Annotated in this window: 18 protein-coding genes and 2 tRNA genes; 7 read left to right on the top strand and 13 right to left on the bottom strand. The window is 63.0% G+C overall.

All coding sequences use genetic code 11. The features are described 5' to 3' along the window. Nucleotides 1-379 precede the first annotated feature (379 nt). The 3 genes from IAE37_RS15780 to IAE37_RS15770 all read right to left on the bottom strand — a co-directional run bounded on the left by IAE37_RS15780 (nucleotide 380) and on the right by IAE37_RS15770 (nucleotide 2,284). Nucleotides 380-1,699, bottom strand: a complete 1,320-nt coding sequence (locus tag IAE37_RS15780; protein ID WP_201175040.1) for a tyrosine-type recombinase/integrase — start codon at nucleotides 1,697-1,699, stop codon at nucleotides 380-382. Nucleotides 1,700-1,861: 162 nt separating this feature from the next. Then, nucleotides 1,862-1,937: transfer RNA gene (locus tag IAE37_RS15775), tRNA-Thr, on the bottom strand. Nucleotides 1,938-2,035: 98 nt separating this feature from the next. Then, the gene (locus IAE37_RS15770) at nucleotides 2,036-2,284 is read right to left on the bottom strand and encodes a hypothetical protein (RefSeq protein WP_201175038.1); all 249 of its coding nucleotides are present in this window, start codon (nucleotides 2,282-2,284) and stop codon (nucleotides 2,036-2,038) included. A gap of 851 nt (nucleotides 2,285-3,135) precedes the next feature. Here IAE37_RS15770 and IAE37_RS15765 point away from each other — a divergent pair. After that, a complete protein-coding gene (locus IAE37_RS15765; protein WP_201175045.1) occupies nucleotides 3,136-3,354 on the top strand; it encodes a hypothetical protein in 219 nt (72 codons plus the stop codon). Nucleotides 3,355-3,660: 306 nt separating this feature from the next. Here IAE37_RS15765 and IAE37_RS15760 read toward each other — a convergent pair whose 3' ends face one another. The 5 genes from IAE37_RS15760 to IAE37_RS15740 all read right to left on the bottom strand — a co-directional run bounded on the left by IAE37_RS15760 (nucleotide 3,661) and on the right by IAE37_RS15740 (nucleotide 7,958). Beyond that, nucleotides 3,661-4,866, bottom strand: coding sequence for a methyltransferase (locus tag IAE37_RS15760; protein WP_201175036.1), 1,206 nt, complete (start codon nucleotides 4,864-4,866; stop codon nucleotides 3,661-3,663). Between the two features lie 115 nt (nucleotides 4,867-4,981). After that, the gene (locus IAE37_RS15755) at nucleotides 4,982-5,671 is read right to left on the bottom strand and encodes an ABC transporter permease (RefSeq protein ID WP_201175035.1); all 690 of its coding nucleotides are present in this window, start codon (nucleotides 5,669-5,671) and stop codon (nucleotides 4,982-4,984) included. Next, complete coding sequence (locus tag IAE37_RS15750) at nucleotides 5,668-6,363, bottom strand: ABC transporter permease (protein ID WP_201175033.1); 696 nt, start codon at nucleotides 6,361-6,363, stop codon at nucleotides 5,668-5,670. The genes IAE37_RS15755 and IAE37_RS15750 overlap by 4 nt, the downstream gene beginning before the upstream one ends. A 54-nt stretch (nucleotides 6,364-6,417) precedes the next feature. After that, entirely contained in the window at nucleotides 6,418-7,173 is a 756-nt protein-coding gene (locus tag IAE37_RS15745) for an ABC transporter substrate-binding protein (protein WP_201175030.1), read from the bottom strand. Between the two features lie 11 nt (nucleotides 7,174-7,184). Next, a complete protein-coding gene (locus IAE37_RS15740) occupies nucleotides 7,185-7,958 on the bottom strand; it encodes an ABC transporter ATP-binding protein (RefSeq protein WP_201175028.1) in 774 nt (257 codons plus the stop codon). 114 nt (nucleotides 7,959-8,072) lie between these two features. Between IAE37_RS15740 and IAE37_RS29030 the strand changes: the two genes are divergently transcribed. Together IAE37_RS29030 and gabP are read left to right on the top strand one after the other, a co-directional pair. Further along, complete coding sequence (locus tag IAE37_RS29030) at nucleotides 8,073-8,207, top strand: hypothetical protein (RefSeq protein WP_268933323.1); 135 nt, start codon at nucleotides 8,073-8,075, stop codon at nucleotides 8,205-8,207. 369 nt (nucleotides 8,208-8,576) lie between these two features. Next, the gene (gene gabP / locus IAE37_RS15735; protein ID WP_201175026.1) at nucleotides 8,577-9,962 is read left to right on the top strand and encodes a GABA permease; all 1,386 of its coding nucleotides are present in this window, start codon (nucleotides 8,577-8,579) and stop codon (nucleotides 9,960-9,962) included. 165 nt (nucleotides 9,963-10,127) lie between these two features. Here the strand turns inward: gabP and IAE37_RS15730 are convergent, their stop codons facing one another. The 5 genes from IAE37_RS15730 to IAE37_RS15710 form a co-directional block, all read right to left on the bottom strand. Further along, on the bottom strand, nucleotides 10,128-10,571 hold the full coding sequence (locus tag IAE37_RS15730) for a hypothetical protein (protein ID WP_201175024.1): 444 nt from the start codon (nucleotides 10,569-10,571) through the stop codon (nucleotides 10,128-10,130). A 124-nt stretch (nucleotides 10,572-10,695) separates the two neighbouring features. Continuing rightward, nucleotides 10,696-10,771 (bottom strand) — tRNA-Phe (locus IAE37_RS15725). Between the two features lie 90 nt (nucleotides 10,772-10,861). Beyond that, on the bottom strand, nucleotides 10,862-11,134 hold the full coding sequence (locus IAE37_RS15720) for an oxidative damage protection protein (protein ID WP_201175023.1): 273 nt from the start codon (nucleotides 11,132-11,134) through the stop codon (nucleotides 10,862-10,864). Beyond that, entirely contained in the window at nucleotides 11,131-12,198 is a 1,068-nt protein-coding gene (gene mutY, locus IAE37_RS15715) for an A/G-specific adenine glycosylase (RefSeq protein WP_201175022.1), read from the bottom strand. The genes IAE37_RS15720 and mutY overlap by 4 nt, the downstream gene beginning before the upstream one ends. Continuing rightward, nucleotides 12,195-14,426: an AsmA family protein gene (locus tag IAE37_RS15710; RefSeq protein ID WP_201175021.1), complete on the bottom strand. Its 2,232-nt coding sequence runs from the start codon at nucleotides 14,424-14,426 to the stop codon at nucleotides 12,195-12,197. The genes mutY and IAE37_RS15710 overlap by 4 nt, the downstream gene beginning before the upstream one ends. A 408-nt stretch (nucleotides 14,427-14,834) precedes the next feature. Here IAE37_RS15710 and IAE37_RS15705 point away from each other — a divergent pair, with 408 nt between their 5' ends. From IAE37_RS15705 to IAE37_RS15690, 4 genes are all read left to right on the top strand, one after another. Next, on the top strand, nucleotides 14,835-16,496 hold the full coding sequence (locus IAE37_RS15705) for an OFA family MFS transporter (RefSeq protein ID WP_201175020.1): 1,662 nt from the start codon (nucleotides 14,835-14,837) through the stop codon (nucleotides 16,494-16,496). 269 nt (nucleotides 16,497-16,765) lie between these two features. Next, complete coding sequence (gene hisB / locus IAE37_RS15700) at nucleotides 16,766-17,359, top strand: imidazoleglycerol-phosphate dehydratase HisB (RefSeq protein ID WP_133327498.1); 594 nt, start codon at nucleotides 16,766-16,768, stop codon at nucleotides 17,357-17,359. After that, nucleotides 17,360-17,998, top strand: a complete 639-nt coding sequence (gene hisH / locus IAE37_RS15695) for an imidazole glycerol phosphate synthase subunit HisH (RefSeq protein WP_201175019.1) — start codon at nucleotides 17,360-17,362, stop codon at nucleotides 17,996-17,998. Next, nucleotides 17,999-18,259, top strand: coding sequence for a DUF2164 domain-containing protein (locus IAE37_RS15690; RefSeq protein ID WP_201175018.1), 261 nt, complete (start codon nucleotides 17,999-18,001; stop codon nucleotides 18,257-18,259). It begins immediately after the preceding gene. Nucleotides 18,260-18,281 lie beyond the last annotated feature (22 nt).

The following is an 18,281-nucleotide window of genomic DNA, read 5'->3' as shown; positions in this document are numbered from 1 at the left end:
CATCACATGGGTAGTGACCGGGCGAGCTGCCGGATGCGAATCGCCCTTGGGGAGAACCACCGCGAGAGCGGCGTGACCTTGAAGGCTCGGGTCACCTGGGGTGCTGTCATCGACAGCGCTTGCAACTCCCGGTCTACGCTTGTGGACAATGTTCGTCAAGCATAGCAATTTCAGTGATTTAGCACCTGTGGATAAAACTATCCCCCGGTGGACATCAGTGGTTTTCCACAGACGTAAGCTGTGCCAGCAGTTTTTTTCTTAGGTATGGTCCTTTCAAACGGGGCGGCTTTGCAGCCCCGTTTGAAAGGACCCGCGCGGAGAAGCTTCATGCGGTGCTGTGGGTAACGTCACAGCGAGTTTGATGCGGTGGTGCGGCGAGTTACTCGGTCCTCTTGGCACTGCGAAGGCACGTGACGTTCTCGCCCGTCTGCTTGGCAAACTCATGCGGCGTCACATGGTCCTCGCGGTTCGCCTCCAGAAACCGACTCCACCAGGTCATGATCATCCGGCGCTCTTCGAGGAACTCGGCCTTGTGGGTATAAGCCGCCCGCACGTTGTTGCGTTCCTTGTGGCTCATCTGGCGCTCGATCGCTATCTCTGACCACAGCCCGGACTCGACCAGCGCGCTGCACGCCATGGCACGGAATCCGTGGCCGCAAATATCCACCTTGGTGTCGTAGCCCATCGTCCTGAGCGCGGCATTCACCGTGTTCTCGGACATCGGTTTCCACGGTTTGGCATCTCCCGCGAACACCAGGTCGAACTTGCCGGTGATCGCGTGGATCTGCTCAAGCAAGGCCACTGCCTGCGGCGATAAGGGTACAACGTGAATGTCTCCGGCCATTTTCGTACCCCTTGTGGAAAACGGTACGCCGTCGAGCGCCGGGCGAGTGTCGGGGATCTCCCAGATGCCGCGATTGAGGTCGAACTCGTTCCAGCGGGCGAAGCGCAGCTCACTGGAGCGTACGAACACGTGCAGCGACAGCATCACGGTAAGGCGTGTGAGTGGACGACCTTTGTAGTCGTCGATGCGTGCCTGTAGCTCTGGCAGCCGCGATAAGGGTAGCGCGGGTCGATGTGTAACCCGTGGTGCTCTGATTGAGCCATCGAGGTCGTGGGCTGGGTTCGTCGTGATCAGCCGCAGCCGCTTGGCTTCGCGCATGATGCTTTGCAGGTAGTTCTTGATCCTGAGCGCCACGTCGATGGTGCCGCGCTTCGTCACGGCTTCTAGTGGCTGCATGAGGTCGTGGGTGTCCAACTCAACGATTGCCCTGGCACCGAGTAACGGGAATACATGAGTCTTCAACCGGCTGAGTACAGTCTTGGCGTGGCCCGGCGCCCACTTGGGCACCATCCCGGCATACCAATCGAGCGCAACGCTTTCGAAGGTACGGCCATTGATTACGGCTTGCACCTTGGCCTGCTGCTTGGATTGGATGGGGTCAATGCCGTTGGCGAGCTGCTGTTTGAGCTCGAAGCGCTTGTGGCGAGCGTCAGCCAGCCCGACCACCGGGTAATTGCCGAGTGAGGTCAGGCCCTCGCGACCATCGGGCTTCACGTACCTGAGCCGCCAGCCTTTGCGACCGTTGGGCTTCACGAGCAGGTAAAGACCATCGCCGTCAAAAAGCTTGTACTCACGTTCGCGAGCCTTTGCAGAGCGGCAGGCGTTGTCGGTAAGGGGAGCCGTTGTGCGAGCCATAAGGGTACTTTCCAATGTCGAATTGGTAGGTATCCTTAAAAGTACCCTTATTAGCGCTGGCTACCCTCGGAATCCGACGGAACGCCAAAACGAAAAAACCCGCCAGAAGGCGGGTTTTTCGGGGGTTCCAGAGATTTTGAAAGCTTTCTATGGAACCTTGAATGGTGCCGGCACCAGGAATCGAACCCGGGACCTACTGATTACAAGTCAGTTGCTCTACCATCTGAGCTATACCGGCAATGGGGCGTCATTATAGCGATCACGGGCCGGCTGTAAACCACTTCCTTGCGATTGCTCGCAAACGACCTAAGTCACCGGCCTAAAAGGAGATTTTTCTTACCAGCCGCGATGGATGGTGTTGACGTTCGGCTCGCTCTTTCCTGGGTTGAAGAACAGCTTGTCGTTGTCGCAGCCGCGCTTGCGGCAGGGCCTCTCGTGGCGCATCGGCAGGCCGTTGTCGCCGCCCAGCTGCATGCCGGGGGTGTTCCAGTCGAGGTTGCTGGAGTGCGGGGCGGGGCTGCTGCTGGCGCAGGCGGTCAGAGCCAGGGTGAAGGCCAACAGGGCGAGGGGTTTGGCTTGGGTCACGATTTCTAGATCCGTTAGTCCATTGTCGGTCTGGGGCAACGCCAGACGGTCGCGGGGCTGGCGGGCAGCGCGCGACGTAGCTTTTTAGTGGTTTGGGGTGGGGATGATACACCGTTCGGGGGTGGGGTGGATGGCACGGGCTCGCCCGTGTTCACGGCGTTTTAGCGCCCAGATAGACCCGACCTACATCGATTGGTTTTTTGCCCTACGACTGCTGACGAGGTATCTCTGGAGGCGGGGCTCCGGGGATAACGTTGTCGGGCTGCATGGCAGGGCGGTCGGGTGTGAGAATCGGATCGCGAATGTATTACCGGCATCTTTCATGGCGGCTGTGCGTGGGCAGACTTTGTCTGGCCGAGACTTCCTGGATTCGCTCGGTTTCTCACCCCACGCACTGCTGCCACCTCCGGAAATCTAGGGATGGATGGCACGGGCTGCGCCCGTGTTCGCGGGGCAAGCCCGCTCCCACAGAGACCTCGCTGGTTCTAGGATTGAGCAGGACAATCGCCACCACAGGCTCTGTCGGGCGATTGGTCGTAGGGCATTTCTGAATCTGAAACTGAATGCTTCGAAACTTGGCTGGATCGGACGTATCCTACGGCCGCTGGCGAGGTATCGCTGTTGGCGGGGGAGTGGCCCAGGGATAACGTTCCTGGGTCGCCGCCGTTGGCGACCGGGCGTGAGAAACCCGAATGGTGCTACCTGGCAAGCCTGTAATGGCGGTCGGACGCGGGCAGACTTCGGTCTGGCCGAGCTTGGTAGTTCCCTCGGATTTCTCACCCCGCGTTCGACTGCCACCCAGGTCCGTGAGAAAGGCTGATGTGGCGGTTTTTCTATTCAACGGAGCTGCCATGAAAAAGAAAATCGTACCCGACCCACCATTCCCCCTTCCCAAAACCCCTTACCTCTTCGCCCACAACAACATCACCCCGCTCGCCGCCCTGGCGCAAGTCGAGGCGCTGACCCGCGGCATGGTCGTTCACAAGCTCCTGGGCGCCGCGGACTACCTTGCACATCTGGCCAAGGCGCTGATGAACGATATCGAGATCGCCAGGAACAGAGCGCGTTGATCGAAACGGCCCTGTCGCCGCCCAGCCGGCGACAGGGTACAGAACAGTCGGAAACCACCTCACAAAGCCCCGAAAACACGAAATTCAGCGGCTCAGCAAAAAGCACATCAACTGTTTATGCACAAGAGGCATCGGCCTATTGCGCGCAGGGCATGCCAGTTGACATAACCGCCGGTCTTTGCGCAAACGCCTGTTTTCATTGGCCTTGGCAGGCCTGGCGGAATAAGCGAAACCCTTTAAATAGCGCTTGGATCCAACCATTCATCAAAAGCTTGTTCACAGACTTATCCACAGGTTGTGCTGTGGCTAACGGTTGCGTTCCGCCAGTAGCAACAGGTTGCGTGGCGTAAGCGAATAATCGCAGAACGAGCCCAGGCTGACGCGATAGCCCTGTTCTTCGAGGAACAGCGCCCGGTCGAGTACCAGCCACAGTTCGAGTGGTCGGCGGAACAGGTTGCGCACGCGTTCCAGGTTGCGTACCTCGGCCAGGCGCTGCCAGCCGGCGGCTTCCAGCGCTGCCCAGTCCGGGTTGCCGCTCAGGGGGACCTGGCGCAGTTCGGCCAGCTCGCGGCAGTACTGCTCGAACGGCTTGTCCAGCCAGGCGATCGGCAGCGAGGGTGTGGACAAGTACTCGTCGCGCTGGCGCTGTTCGCGTTGTAGCAGGTCGAAGCCCAGGCGTCTGGCCATCGAGCGGTCGCGCTGATGGCGCACGCGGGCGCCGGCGGTGACGGCTTCGCTCAGCGGCAGGGCGAGGTCGATCAGGGTCAGGGCCAGGGGCGAGCGCTGCGCGGCTGTGGATAACGGTTGGTAGTGCTTGCCGTGGATGCGGTTGTAGCAACAGGGCGCCACGGCGATGTGGCGGCAACCGTGTTGGCTGGCCAGGCGCAGCAGTTGAACGTGGAGCTCGCCGCAGGCGTGCAGGGCCACGACGCTCTTTTCACCGCCAAGGTGCTCGGCGCTGCCGGCTGTCATCACATCCTGGCGAATGTGGCTGGCTGGCAGATGATGGTGGTCGCTCAGGGCCTGGCCGGCTTCGACCAGAGCGGGGTCGTATTCCAGGCAGGTCAGTTGCTGGTCGGGTTGCAGCAGGCGGCGGCCTAGGTGGCCCTTGCCCGAGCACCAGTCGAGCCAGTGCCGGGTCTGCTGGGCGAAGCCCAGGCGGCGGCTGAAGGCTTCGATCTGTTGCCACTTGCGTCCGGGGACGTTGACGTCGAGGCGATGCCCGGCGGGTGGTAGGCCGGTGTCGGGCAGTTCGCCTACCGACGACAGTTGCAGGGCCTGGGCTGCCAGTTGCGGAAAGGGCGCAGGCAGGCTTTGCGGGTCCAGGTCGGCTTCGGCGTCGGCCAGGGAGCACTGGCGCAGGTGCGCGGCGAGTTCGGGGTAGGTGGCCTCCCAGTCCAGGCGCAGGGCGGTGAAGGGGCGGGGTTTCCACAGCGGTTGGTGCTCGGCCAGGAACTGGTCGAGGGCCTGGAAGCGGTCGTGAAGGTGCGGGCTGTGGAGGGTGGTGGGCATGGTTGCGGTTTGAGGAGGGGGAGATTTTTTGAGGGCCTATTCGCGGGTAAACCCGCTCCTACAGGGGCCGTACGTTCCTGTAGGAGCGGGTTTACCCGCGAAAAGCCAGTAAGGTCTAGCGGCCCTGGCAGGCATCCACGCGCAACCAGCGCTCCAGCAACTTGAAGCCCTGCACCAGCACGAACGAGATCAGCAGGTAGAACAACCCGGCGGCGAAGAAGATCTCCACCGGCAGGTAGGTCCGGGCAATGATCGTGCGGGCCATGCCAGTCAGCTCCAGCAGGGTCACGGTGCTGGCCAGGGCGCTGGCCTTGAGCATCAGGATCACTTCGTTGCTGTACGCCGGCAGGCCGATGCGGGCGGCGCGTGGCAGCATGATGTACCACAGGGTCTTGCCCCGCGACATGCCCAGGGCCCGCGCCGCCTCGATCTCGCCCTTGGGGATCGACTGCAGCGCGCCACGCAGGATCTCGGCGATGTAGGCTGCGGTGTGCAGGGTCATGGTCAGCACGGTGCACCAGAACGGATCGCGCAGGTATGGCCACAGGCTGCTGGCACGTACCGCGTCGAACTGGGCCAGGCCGTAATACACCAGGAACAGCTGCACCAGCAGCGGCGTGCCACGGAAGAAGAAGATGTAGCCGAACGGCACGGCGTGCACGTACCAGTGCCGCGAAGAGCGGGCGATGCCCAGCGGGATGGCCAGGATCAACCCGGCGACCACCGCGATGGCCACCAGCTCCAGGGTCAGGGTCGCGCCCTGGGCCAGGCGCGGCAGCCACTTGATGATGACTTCCCAATTCATTGCTCGGCCCTCGCAAAGCCGCGAGCGGCGCGTTTTTCCATGAAGTGCATGCCCGTCATGGCAATGATGGTCAGGCTCAGGTAGATGCAGGCGGCGACCATGTAGAAGGTGAACGGCTCCTTGGTCACGGTCACGCCGATCTGCGCGTGGCGCATGATTTCTTCCAGGCCGATCACCGACACCAGCGCGGTGTCCTTCATCAGGATCATGAACAGGTTGCCAAGGCCCGGCAGGGCGATGCGCCACATCTGCGGCAGGATGATCCGCGAGAGGATGCGCCCCTTGGACAGGCCCAGGGCCAGGCCGGCCTCACGGTGGCCCTTGGGGATGGCCAGGATCGCGCCACGGAATACCTCGGTGGCATAGGCACCGAAGCACAGGCCCAGGGCGATCACGCCAGCGGCGAAGGCGCTGAGCTCCAGGCCAGGCATGTTCAGGGCTTCGCCGAGGCTGTTCATCAGCCCGACGGTGCCGAAGTAGATGAGCAGGACCCACAGCAGTTCGGGCACGCCGCGAACCAGGGTCGAGTAGAAACCGCCAAGCCACTGCAGTGGCTTGACCGACGAGGTCTTGGCCAGGGCGCCGAGCAGGCCCAGGACCAGCCCCAGCAGCAGGGCGCAAAGCGCCAGTTTTACGGTCATCACGGTGCCGGCCATCATGGCCGGACCGAATCCGTGCAGGTCGATATTCATGGGCAGGTCATTCTAGGGACTGGCGCGCCACCAGGGCGCGCCGGTCGGGGCGGATCATTCGATGCTGAACGGGAAGTACTTGTCGTTGATCTTCTTGTACGTGCCGTCGGCCTTGATTTCGGCCAGGGCCTTGTTCAGGTCGTCGCGCAGCTTGGTGTCACCCTTGCGCACGGCGATGCCGATCTTGTCGCTGTCGACCACCGGCTCACCCTTGAACTCGAAGTTCGAGCCGTCCTTGCTCTTGAGCCACTCGTACTGCACGTACTTGTCGGCCAGGATGCCGTCGATGCGGCCGGAGACCAGGTCGAGGTAGGCGTTTTCCTGGGTGTCGTACAGCTTGATGTCGATATCGTTGCCGTAGGTGTCTTCCAGCCAGGTGCCGGCCAGGGTCGCGCGCTGGGTACCGATGGTCTTGCCTTTGAGGTAGGCGGCGTCGGTCTTGAAGTCGACGTTCTTCGGCGCGATGAACTGCAGCTTGTTGGAGTAGTAGGGGTCGGTGAAGTCGACCGCCTGCTTGCGCTCGTCGGTGATCGACAGCGACGACACCAGGAAGTCGAACTTCTTGGCGTTCAGGGCCGGGATGATGCCGTCCCAGTCGGAGGTGACGACCGAGCACTCGACCTTCATCTTGGCGCACAGGGCGTCGCCGATGTCCTTGTCGAAGCCGACCACGTTACCGCTGGCGTCCTTGTTGTTGAACGGCGGGTAAGCCGCCTCGATACCCATGCGCAGTTTTTCCGCGGCCAGGGCGTTGGCCGAAAACACCAGCGTGGCGGCAGCGGCCAGGAGGAATTTCTTGTAGGTCTGCATGTGTTGCTCCGTTAGCGGTGGCTGGACATGAATTGCTTGCAACGCGCCGAGGTCGGGTTCTCGAACACCTGCTGCGGCGATCCTTGCTCTTCGACCAGGCCCTGGTGCAGGAAGACCACTTCGCTGGACACCTGGCGGGCAAAGTTCATCTCGTGGGTCACCAGCAGCATGGTCCGGCCTTCTTCGGCCAGTGCGCGGATGACGTTAAGCACTTCCTGGACCATCTCCGGGTCGAGCGCCGAGGTCGGCTCGTCGAACAGGATGACCTTGGGCTTCATGGCCAGGGTTCGGGCGATGGCGGCCCGCTGTTGCTGGCCACCGGAAAGCTGGGCGGGGTAGCTGTGGCGCTTGTCGAAGATGCCGACCTTGTTCAGCAGCGCCTCGGCCGCTTCGATGGCCTCGGCCTTGCTCTGGCCGAGCACGCGGCGTGGCGCCTCGATGATGTTGTCGAGGATCGACATGTGCGGCCACAGGTTGAAATTCTGGAAGACGAAGCCGATCTCGCTGCGCAGGCGATTGATCTGGCGGTTGTCGGCGGCGATCAGGTCGCCGTTCTTGGCGGCCTTGAGCTTCAGCGCCTCGCCGGCCACGAGGATTTCACCCTGGTGGGGGTTTTCCAGCAAGTTGATGCAGCGCAGCAAGGTGGACTTGCCGGAGCCGGACGACCCCAGGATGGAGATCACGTCGCCGTCGCGCGCAGTCAGCGAAATGCCCTTGAGAATCTCCTGCTCGCCGTAGCGTTTGTGCAGGTTGCGGATTTCCAGCGCGGGCGTGGCCTGGGCCATGTGCGGTCCTCATGTGTACGGGTGCGTTCCCAGCTATTGGCGGCCTTCCTGGCGAGCGCCAAGCTAGCATAGCGGCAATATGGCGGCCAACTGGGTTGCAAGGGGCTCGTGGCAATGCTGGGGCAGTTTGTCGCATCGCTGCAGCGCAACGTCGCGCAGATGTCCGCGAAGGGCTGGCCCAGCGCCATGGCCTTGATGAAAAAAGGCGCGATGGTGCCAGCTTTGGTCGCCGCTTGGAAGCGGTTTTAGACCATTCGCCGGTCAATCGGCCGCTTCGCTGGGGGCAAAGACGTAAAAGCCGGTTGCTCCCATAGGTTGCACCTTTTTGCGTTGCAATGGTGCATAGGTGTTACCTAGGGGCACCTTTGGTGCGTTTGTAAGTGGGTATTTCAGTAATCCGACCCTGGCACGAATATTTGACGCCCTTTCGGTCAAAGGTTGGCCGAATGCCCTGCAGGCCACGCCCTAAAAGGCCTAGCAGGTTTCTCTGACGAAACCATTCAGCACCTGGCTCGCTTATTGCCAGAAGGAAACCGCCGATTGCAGTGACGCCTAAATTAACCCCGGGCGCGCTTCGTATAGCAGTCGGCGTAGTCCACTCCTTACAAAGGTAGTTTTATGAGCGGTAACAATTCCAACGACCTCGCTCAGGGGCTCAAACAACGGCATGTCACCATGCTGTCCATTGCTGGCGTGATCGGTGCCGGTCTGTTCGTCGGCTCCGGCCACGCCATCGCCGCTGCCGGCCCCGCCGTGCTGCTGGCCTATGCTGCCGCGGGTACGCTGGTGGTGCTGGTGATGCGCATGCTTGGCGAGATGGCCATCGCCTCGCCGGATACCGGTTCCTTCTCCACCTATGCCGACCGCGCCATTGGCCGTTGGGCCGGTTTCACCATTGGCTGGTTGTACTGGTGGTTCTGGGTGCTGGTGATTCCGCTGGAGGCCAACGCCGCCGCGGCCATCCTGCACGCCTGGTTCCCAGCGGTCGATCTCTGGGCGTTCTCCTTGCTGATCACTCTGGCGCTGACCCTGACCAACCTGTGCAGCGTGAAGAACTACGGCGAGTTCGAGTTCTGGTTCGCCCTGCTCAAGGTGCTGGCGATCATCGGCTTCATCGTGGTCGGTTGCGTGGCCATGTTCGGCTTCGTCGAGAACAGCCAGGTCAGCGGTGCCAGCCACCTGTTCGATACCCAGGGCTTCATGCCCAATGGTCTTGGCGCCGTGCTGGCAGCCATGCTGACCACCATGTTCTCGTTCATGGGCACCGAGATCGTCACCATTGCCGCCGCCGAGTCGAAGGACCCGGGCAAGCAGATCAGCCGCGCCACCAACTCGGTGATCTGGCGGATCTGCCTGTTCTACCTGGTGTCGATCTTCCTGGTCGTGGCCCTGGTGCCGTGGAACGACCCGGCGCTGGCCGAAACCGGTTCCTACCAGACCGTGCTGAGCCGCATCGGCGTGCCGAATGCCAAGCTGATCGTCGACATCGTGGTGTTGATCGCCGTGACCAGCTGCCTGAACTCGGCGCTGTACACTTCCTCGCGCATGCTGTTCTCGCTGAGCAAGCGTGGCGACGCCCCGGCCATCGCCCAGCGCACCACCAAGGCGGCCACCCCACATGTCGCGGTGCTGTTGTCGACCGCGGCGGCGTTCCTCTGCGTGTTCGCCAACTACGTGGCCCCGGCGCAGGTGTTCGAGTTCCTGCTGGCCAGCTCCGGCGCCATCGCGCTGCTGGTGTACCTGGTGATTGCCGTGTCGCAGCTGCGTATGCGCAGCCAGCGGGAAGCCAAGGGCGAGAAGATCGCCTTCAAGATGTGGCTGTTCCCGGGGCTGACCTGGGCGACCATTGCCTTCATCGTGGCGGTGCTGGTGGTGATGGCGCTGCGTGAAGACCACCGGGCCGAGATCATCGCGACGGCGTTGTTGAGCATCGGCGTGGTGGCGGCGGGCTTGCTGGTGCATCGCAAGCGTGAAGCTGCCGGGCGGGTGGCGCTGGATAACTGATCTGCGCTGGTTGAGATGAAGAAAGGCCGCGTCCCGTGCAGGACGCGGCCTTTTTTATTGCCTGTACCGGCCTCTTCGCGGCTAAAGCCGCTCCTACAGGGAGGTAGTGAAACCTGTAGGAGCGGCTTTAGCCGCGAAAGGGCCGGAGCAGGCTATCAGCCCCTGTCAGCCAAACTGCTTCTGCTGTTGCTGCTGCTTGGCCACCAGCTCGGACGCAGCGATATAGGCTTCCTGGAACTCATCGCTCTCCAGCCACGCCATGGTGGTGTCTTCGTCGGCGCCGTCGAGCCAGGTGCGGTAGGCGGTGAACACCAGCACGATGTAGTCGGTGGCGTGTTCTTCCTTGTGGCCCTTGAGCACCAAGGTCAGCAGCGGGTCGACCAGGAATACCGAGATCATCGCTACCAGGCCGGTTTCCTGGGCGGCTTTCATCTTCACGAACAGCTCTTTGTAGCTGTCGGTCTCCATGGCCTTGTTGAACACCTGCTCGATGCTGGCGCTATCACCCGCGCTGGCCTTGACCGCCTGGCCGCTACGCACCATGCGGTTCTGCTTTGCCTTGCTGGCGGCGCGCTTGGCGCGTTTCTGTTGCTTGGTATTGGAGGCCATGGAAGTCGAGTCCTTGAAGAAGGGGGCGCTTTATTGAAGCAAAAAACGCAGACAACAAAAAACCCGCACTAGGCGGGTTTCTTGTGTCGCTTCGGGTAACTTTGCAACCACCAGAAGCTGAAGGTGGTGCCCAGAGACGGAGTCGAACCGCCGACACGAGGATTTTCAATCCTCTGCTCTACCGACTGAGCTATCTGGGCGACGGGGTGAATTAAATAGATTTCCAGACGGTCCGTCAACGACTTTTTGAAAAAATTTTAAATTAATTCCGTCGCTTACGATCCGTGGGGTCATTCGGCGGGGGGAACGTAGCCTTCGGCCTTGGCGTAATCCTCACCCGCGAAGAACTTGTCCATCTCGGCCTGGAGGAATTTGCGGTCCTCGCCGTTCATCATGTTCAGGCGCTTCTCGTTGATCAGCATGGTCTGGTGGTTCTTCCAGTCTTCCCAGGCCTTCTGCGAGATGTGCTCGAAGATGTCCTGGCCCTTGGCGCCGGGGTAGGGCGGGCGGTCCAGGCCTGGCAGTTCTTCGTTGTACTTGCGGCACATCACGGTGCGGGTCATCGGGCTTCTCCTGCAATCAGTTCGTCGGCCGCGCGTTTGAGCAGCTTCTTCACCGGGGCGGCAAGGCCCAGGCGCGGCGGGGTGGCGAGGTTATACCAGAGCCAGTCGGCCTCGGCCACGTGCTGGCCGACCGGGTCGACGCGCACCAGCCAGGGTTCGATGGCCAGCTGAAAGTGGCTGAAGGTATGGGTCAGGCCGTCCAGCGCGCGGCTTTCGGCCAGGCGCAGGCCGTGCTGGTAGGCGAGGTCGTCGAGCTGGGCGAGGTCGTCCAGTTCCGGCAGGCTCCACAAACCGCCCCACAGGCCGCTGGACGGCCGGCGATAAAGCAGGATGGCGCCTTCATGATTGGCCAGCAGCGGCATCAGCGTGCGCCGTTGTGGCAGGGCCTTGCGCGGTTTGGGCTCGGGGTAGCGGGTTTCCTCGCCGTGCAGGTGCGCCTCGCAGCCGCGTTGCAGCGGGCAGATCAGGCAACTGGGCTTGCTGCGCGTGCACAGCGTGGCGCCCATGTCCATCATCGCCTGGGTGTAGTGGTTGGCGCGCTGCTGCGGGGTGAAGCGCTCGGCGGTGGCCCACAGTTGGTTGGCCACCTTGGGCTCGCCGGGGTAGCCGGCCTGGGCGGTATAGCGGGCCAGCACGCGTTTGACGTTGCCGTCGAGGATCGGCGCGCGGATGCCCATGCTGATGCTGGCGATCGCCCCGGCGGTGGAGCGGCCGATGCCGGGCAACTCGGTGAGTTGCTCGACACTGCGCGGGAATTGCCCGCCATGCTGCTCGACGACGATCTTCGCCGCCTTCTGCAGGTTGCGCGCGCGGGTGTAGTAGCCAAGGCCGGTCCACAGGTGCAGCACTTCGTCCTCCGGCGCCTCGGCCAGCGCCTGCACGGTGGGCAGGGCCTGCATGAAGCGGTCGAAGTAGTTGAGCACGGTGCTGACCTGGGTCTGCTGCAGCATGATTTCCGACACCCACACCCGATACGGGGTGATGCCCTGTTGCCAGGGCAGGTCGTGCCGGCCGTGCTGGTCGTACCAATCCAGCACGGCGCTGGAGAACTGCTCGGGGCTCATCGCTTGAACAGCCCCTTGAGCGCGTCTTTCAATTCTGGGCTCACTTTATCTCCGAGTTTTTCATCGATCTTGTCTTTGAGGCGGTTGCCGGCCAGCTTGGCGGCGACCTTGCCCAGGCCATCCTGGTCCAGGCGGCAGGCCTTGGCGCCGAGCTCCAGCGGGCCACGGCAGCGCAGTGGTACTTCGATGCCGACGTAGCGCTCGTTGACCTGGCAGGCCGGGTCGGGCATGGCGCGCTGGTCGCCTTCGACCACCACGCCGACGTTGTAGTCCATGCCCAGCACGCGCAGGTCGAGGTCGCCATGGCCGTTGACGGTCAGGCCCGGGATGCGGGCCTTGAGGTCAGGGTTGCTGGCCACGCCGTTGCGCACCACCAGGCTGCCGCGCAGCTCCTGGAAAGGCGTGTCCTTGCCGCGAGGTTCGCCGCTCAAGGTCTTGCGGTTGAGCGTGGCGATGGCCTGGCACAGCTGCTGTTCGAGGTTGGCATTGACCAGCACGCCGTCGGCGATGGTGAAGTGTGCGCTGCCATTGAGGGTGTCGACCAGTGCCTTCTGGCTGTTGCCGCTGGCGGTGAGGTCGCTGGACAGGGTCAGCAGGCCCTTGACCGGAGGGGTCTGCTCCTTGCCGTGGGGCTTGATGAAGTGTTCCACCGGCACCCGGTCGATCTTGGTGTTGATGCCGACCTGTGGCACCGTCGGGCGCACGTCGACGGTGCCCTTGGCTTGGAAGCTGCCATCGTACAGGCCGCCGCGCAGGGTCTGCAGGGTCACCAGGCCGCCCTGGCCGGTGACCTGCAACTGGGCATCGGTGATCGGCAACTGGTCCAGGGTCAGGGCGCCGAAGGCCAGGTCGGCCTGCAGGTCGAGGGCGCGCAGGCGGTCCACCGGCAGCAGCTTGTCGTTGCTCCAGGCCACCTGGGTCGGGGCGTTGGGCAGCGGCGTGCTGGCGGCGCCTGCGCTGGCTTGCTGCTGGTCGACTTCGGCCTGGCGGGCGGCGGTGGCACCCTTGGCCTCCTCACTCTTGGCCGGCAGGTAGCGGTCGGCATTGAAGCTGTCGCCCTTGAGCTGCACGCGCAGGGCCTGCTTGGCGAAGTCCTCGATGGCGACGCGGCCAGTGAAGCTGCTGTCGTCCAGTTTCACCGCCAGGTCTTCCAGGGCCAGGCTGTTCGGCGAGCCTTGCAGGCGGCTGACCAGTTCCAGCTTGCCGAACACGGCCGGGTCGGTGGTGGCCGGCAGCGGTTGGCCGATGCCGTCGAGGAAGGTACGCAGGTCGAACTGCGCGATGGACAGGCCGCCGCTCAGCTGCGGGGTCTTGTCCAGGTCGCGCAGGTTCAGTTCGCCGAGGGCGCGCAGTTGGTTGGCCGAGACCTTGAGGCCGGTCCAGGAGGCCACGTTCGCGCCCAGGTCGACCAGCAACTGGCCCTGGGCATTGAAGCTCAGGGTCTTGCCGGCGAAGGGTTCACCCGAGGTTTCACCCGACAGGCGCATGTCCTCGAAGTTGTAGCGCTTGAGCTTGCGGTCGAAGCGCAGCTCGCCGGCCAGCTCCGTGCGGGCCTTGACGTTCGGTTGGGTGGCGCTGAGGAAGGCGCTGGCCTTGAGCGAGATGTTGGCGCCTTCATGCACGGGGCCGGTACTCAACTGGATGCTTTCGGCGCTGTAGCTTTTGCCGGCCTGCTCGTCGGTGTACTGCACGCGGGCGTTGTTCACCGTCAGGCTGTCGATGTCGAGCTTGACTGCTCGTTCGCTTCCGCTCTCCGGCGTGGCTTGTGGCTGCTCGCCTGCTGCGGCTGGCGGAGTGCCGGGCGTGGCTGCGGTGTCGGCCGGCAGTGGCTTGCCGATGTCTTCCCAGTTGCCGTGGCCCTGGTCGTCGCGGACCAGGGTCAGGTTCAGGCCTTCGACGCGCACATCGCTCATCTGCACTTCGCGACGCAGCAACGGCAGTACGCGTACCGACAGGCCGAGCATCTGCAGGTCCGCGAAGGGCGTCTTGGGGTGGGCCAGCGTGGCGATGCTCGCATCGTGCAGCTCCAGGCCGAGCCAGGGGAACAGGCTCCAGCCAATATCGCCGTTGAGGGTCAGTTCGACATGGGCCTTGTCGCGGGCCAGTTGGCGGATTTCGTCTTTGTAGTCGTTGGGATCGAACAGGTGGGTCAGGGCGAAGCCCAGCGCCACGATGATCAGCAACAGCCCGAGTAGGCCCAGCCCCAGGATTTTGCCGAACGCTTTCATGGGCGAGTCCTTGTAGTCCGTTTTAAGAATTTCGAGCGGCAGAGTATAGCGCCGCTGGTGTGGGCCCTGAGTATCCGACAAGAGATACAGGGCATTTCATACGAATGGATTGGGTTATGGGAGTTGAGTTCACGGTGGTCTGTGCCGGCCCTTTCGCGGGCAAGCCCGCTCCCACAGGGGCGGAGCAGACAAAACGCCAGGCAATACCGTTTCAGCCAGTGAAAAAATAACGATATCAGATTGCTTTCATGTCATCCGCGAGCTGGTACCCTTGTACTGCTTTCGGAGTGGCTGCGGCGGATTGTCGCGGTTCGTTACCCATGGACGAGGCCAGTTCGCCTAGCGTGCAACTACAAGAGCCCGGGATTCAATCCGCCAGCACTGTCTACCTATAAAAGGATCAAATCCATGAGCAGCACTATCACGGCAGGAGAGGTGGCGAGCGCACCGGGCTTCCTGTCGAAGGAGCGCATCATCGCCCGCCCGGGCTTCAACCGCTGGCTGGTACCCCCGGCAGCCCTGGCCATCCACCTGTGCATCGGCATGGCCTACGGCTTCTCGGTGTTCTGGCTGCCACTGTCGCAAGCCCTCGGCATCACCGCGCCGATCGCCTGTTCCGCCGACATGGGCTTCATCGCCCGCCTGTTCAGCGCCGAGTGCGACTGGCCGATCTCGATGCTGAGCTGGATCTACACCCTGTTCTTCGTCTTCCTCGGCTGCTCGGCCGCAGTGCTCGGCGGCTGGCTGGAACACGCCGGCCCGCGCAAGGCCGGCCTGGTTTCGGCGCTGTGCTGGTGCGGCGGTATGCTGATCTCGGCGATCGGTGTGAAGACCCACCAACTCTGGCTGATGTGGCTGGGTTCCGGCGTTATCGGTGGTATCGGCCTGGGCCTGGGCTACATCTCGCCGGTCTCGACCCTGATCAAATGGTTCCCGGACAAGCGTGGCATGGCCACCGGTATGGCGATCATGGGCTTCGGCGGCGGCGCCATGGTTGGGGCACCCCTGGCCACCGCGTTGATGGGCCATTTCGGCAACGCGCACGAAGTCGGCGTGTGGCAGAGCTTCGTGGTGATGGCCGCGATCTACTTCGTGTTCATGGCCGCTGGCGCCCTGGCCTATCGCATTCCGCCAACCGGCTGGAAGCCTGAAGGCTGGACCGCCCCGGCCAAGAAAGCCGGCAATGGCATGGTCACCGACCGCCATGTGCACGTCAGCGTCGCCTGGAAGACCCCACAATTCGCGCTGGTGTGGCTGGTGCTGTGCCTGAATGTCTCGGCCGGTATCGGCATCCTCGGCATGGCCTCGCCGCTGCTGCAGGAAGTGTTCGGCGGCAAGTTGCTGGGCAACGAGCTGAGCTTCAGCCAGCTGGACGCCACGCAACTGGCGCAGATCGCCGCGATCGCCGCTGGCTTCACCGGCCTGCTGAGCCTGTTCAACATCGGCGGGCGCTTCTTCTGGGCGTCGTTCTCCGACTACATCGGCCGCAAGAACACCTACTTCGCCTTCTTCGCCCTGGGCGTGGGCCTCTACAGCCTGATCCCGAACATGGGCCACCTGGGTAACGTGGCGCTGTTCGTGGCGGCGTTCTGCATCATCCTGTCGATGTACGGCGGTGGCTTCTCCACCGTGCCGGCTTACCTGGCCGACCTGTTCGGCACGCAGATGGTCGGCGCCATCCACGGTCGGTTGCTGACTGCCTGGGCGGCAGCCGGCGTGCTCGGCCCGGTGCTGATCACCTACCTGCGCGAGTACCAGCTGGCGGCGGGTGTGGAGCGTGCGGCGGCCTATGACATGACCCTGTACATCCTCGCCGGCCTGCTGGTGCTGGGTTTCATCTGCAACCTGCTGATCCGCCCGGTGGCCGACAAGCACTTCATGACCGAAGCCGAACTCGCTGCCGAGCGGGCGCTGAGCCACGACAAGGGCGCCGATGGCGCGCGGTCGCTGGAATGGCACGCCGCGCCGGGCAGCCTGCCGCTGGTGTTGCTGGCCTGGGCGGTGGTGGTCGTGCCGCTGGCTTGGGGTGTTTGGGTGACCTTGCAGAAGACCGCCGTCTTGTTCCATTGAGATAGTGGTGTGGGGCCGCTTTGCGGCCCATCGCGGCGCAAGGCCGCTCCTACAGGGATCGCGTAGCGCCGGGATTACGCGATCCCCTGTAGGAGCGGCCTTGCGCCGCGATGGGCTGCAAAGCAGCCCCAATTACCCGGTTGTATAGACCTGTAGGCCCGTCCATCCCCGCAATTCCTTGCCTTGCCATATGTCATCCGCGTTTCAAGCCGGCGCGTTCTGGGCCTATAATGGAGCCCTTTTCGCCCAATGATTTTGCGGAGCTGGTGATGGTCGAACGTAAGGCTTCCGTCGAGCGCAATACCCTGGAAACCCAGGTCAAGTGCTCGATCAACCTCGATGGCAGTGGCAAGGCCCGATTCGATATCGGCGTGCCGTTCCTTGAACACATGCTTGACCAGATCGCTCGCCACGGGCTGATCGACCTGGATATCGAGTGCAAGGGCGACCTGCATATCGACGATCACCATACCGTCGAAGACGTCGGTATCACCCTCGGCCAGGCCTTCGCCCAGGCCATCGGCGACAAGAAAGGCATCTTCCGCTACGGCCATGCCTACGTGCCGCTGGACGAAGCGCTGTCGCGCGTGGTCATCGACTTCTCCGGTCGCCCAGGCTTGCAGATGCACGTGCCATATACCCGCGCCAGCGTCGGCGGCTTCGATGTCGACCTGTTCCAGGAGTTCTTCCAGGGCTTCGTCAACCACGCCCTGGTGACCCTGCACATCGACAACCTGCGTGGCCACAACACCCACCACCAGATCGAGACCGTGTTCAAGGCCTTCGGCCGTGCGCTGCGCATGGCCGTGACCCTCGACGAGCGCATGGCGGGGCAGATGCCGTCGACCAAAGGGTGCCTGTAAATGCAGACGGTAGCCGTAATCGACTATGGCATGGGCAACCTGCATTCGGTAGCCAAGGCGCTTGAGCACGTGGGCGCCGGCAAGGTGCTGGTCACCAGCGACGCCGCAGTGATCCGCGAAGCCGACCGCGTGGTGTTCCCAGGTGTCGGCGCGATCCGCGACTGCATGGCCGAGATCCGCCGCCTGGGCTTCGACAGCCTGGTCCGCGAGGTCAGCCAGGACCGTCCGTTTCTCGGCATCTGCGTCGGCATGCAGGCGCTGCTCGAGCATAGTGAAGAGAACGAAGGCGTCGATTGCATCGGCCTGTTCCCTGGCCAGGTGAAGTTCTTCGGCAAGGGCCTGCAGGAAGACGGCGAGCACCTCAAGGTGCCGCACATGGGCTGGAACGAAGTCAGCCAGACCATCGACCACCCGCTGTGGCATGACATTTCCGATCGCGCGCGCTTCTATTTCGTGCACAGCTACTACATCAATGCCGGCAAGCCAGGCCAGGTGGTCGGTCGCGGCCACTATGGCGTCGACTTCGCCGCCGCGCTGGCCGACGGTTCGCGCTTTGCCGTGCAGTTCCACCCGGAGAAGAGCCACACCCATGGCCTGCAACTGCTGCAGAACTTCGTGGCCTGGGACGGGCGCTGGTAAATGAGCCGATCGAAGACCAAGGCCCCAGTCATCACCCTGGCCCCCGAGCAGGAGCGCGAGGCGCTCGACACCTTGAAGCGCTTCCTCGAAGACCGCTTCGAGCTGGAGCTCGGGTCGTTCGAGGTGGCCGAGGTCCTCGAGCTGTTCAGCAAAGAAATTGCACCCCATTACTACAACAGGGCGATTGCCGATGTTCAGCTGCACCTCAAGGAGCGGTTCGAGAGCATCGAAAGCGATCTGTGGGCGCTCGAAAAGCCCTGAAACCCCAAGAACAGACAGGTTC

The organism is Pseudomonas sp. S31 (assembly GCF_016648105.1).
Classification (GTDB): domain Bacteria; phylum Pseudomonadota; class Gammaproteobacteria; order Pseudomonadales; family Pseudomonadaceae; genus Aquipseudomonas.
The sequence above is the reverse complement of the archived record's forward strand: the minus strand, read 5'-3'. Positions and strand labels throughout refer to the sequence as shown.

Coding starts and splice junctions, on each gene's coding strand:
- IAE37_RS15740 (WP_201175028.1), bottom strand. CDS start 7,958: ATGGCCCAGGCCACGCCCGCGCTGGAAATCCGCAACCTGCACAAACGC.
- IAE37_RS15730 (WP_201175024.1), bottom strand. CDS start 10,571: ATGGCCTCCAATACCAAGCAACAGAAACGCGCCAAGCGCGCCGCCAGC.
- IAE37_RS15750 (WP_201175033.1), bottom strand. CDS start 6,363: ATGAATATCGACCTGCACGGATTCGGTCCGGCCATGATGGCCGGCACC.
- IAE37_RS15690 (WP_201175018.1), top strand. CDS start 17,999: ATGAGCCGATCGAAGACCAAGGCCCCAGTCATCACCCTGGCCCCCGAG.
- IAE37_RS15720 (WP_201175023.1), bottom strand. CDS start 11,134: ATGACCCGCACCGTGATGTGCCGCAAGTACAACGAAGAACTGCCAGGC.
- IAE37_RS29030 (WP_268933323.1), top strand. CDS start 8,073: ATGCTGGGGCAGTTTGTCGCATCGCTGCAGCGCAACGTCGCGCAGATG.
- IAE37_RS15755 (WP_201175035.1), bottom strand. CDS start 5,671: ATGAATTGGGAAGTCATCATCAAGTGGCTGCCGCGCCTGGCCCAGGGC.
- IAE37_RS15745 (WP_201175030.1), bottom strand. CDS start 7,173: ATGCAGACCTACAAGAAATTCCTCCTGGCCGCTGCCGCCACGCTGGTG.
- gabP (WP_201175026.1), top strand. CDS start 8,577: ATGAGCGGTAACAATTCCAACGACCTCGCTCAGGGGCTCAAACAACGG.
- IAE37_RS15710 (WP_201175021.1), bottom strand. CDS start 14,426: ATGAAAGCGTTCGGCAAAATCCTGGGGCTGGGCCTACTCGGGCTGTTG.
- hisH (WP_201175019.1), top strand. CDS start 17,360: ATGCAGACGGTAGCCGTAATCGACTATGGCATGGGCAACCTGCATTCG.
- IAE37_RS15780 (WP_201175040.1), bottom strand. CDS start 1,699: ATGGCTCGCACAACGGCTCCCCTTACCGACAACGCCTGCCGCTCTGCA.
- mutY (WP_201175022.1), bottom strand. CDS start 12,198: ATGAGCCCCGAGCAGTTCTCCAGCGCCGTGCTGGATTGGTACGACCAG.
- IAE37_RS15760 (WP_201175036.1), bottom strand. CDS start 4,866: ATGCCCACCACCCTCCACAGCCCGCACCTTCACGACCGCTTCCAGGCC.
- IAE37_RS15705 (WP_201175020.1), top strand. CDS start 14,835: ATGAGCAGCACTATCACGGCAGGAGAGGTGGCGAGCGCACCGGGCTTC.
- IAE37_RS15765 (WP_201175045.1), top strand. CDS start 3,136: ATGAAAAAGAAAATCGTACCCGACCCACCATTCCCCCTTCCCAAAACC.
- hisB (WP_133327498.1), top strand. CDS start 16,766: ATGGTCGAACGTAAGGCTTCCGTCGAGCGCAATACCCTGGAAACCCAG.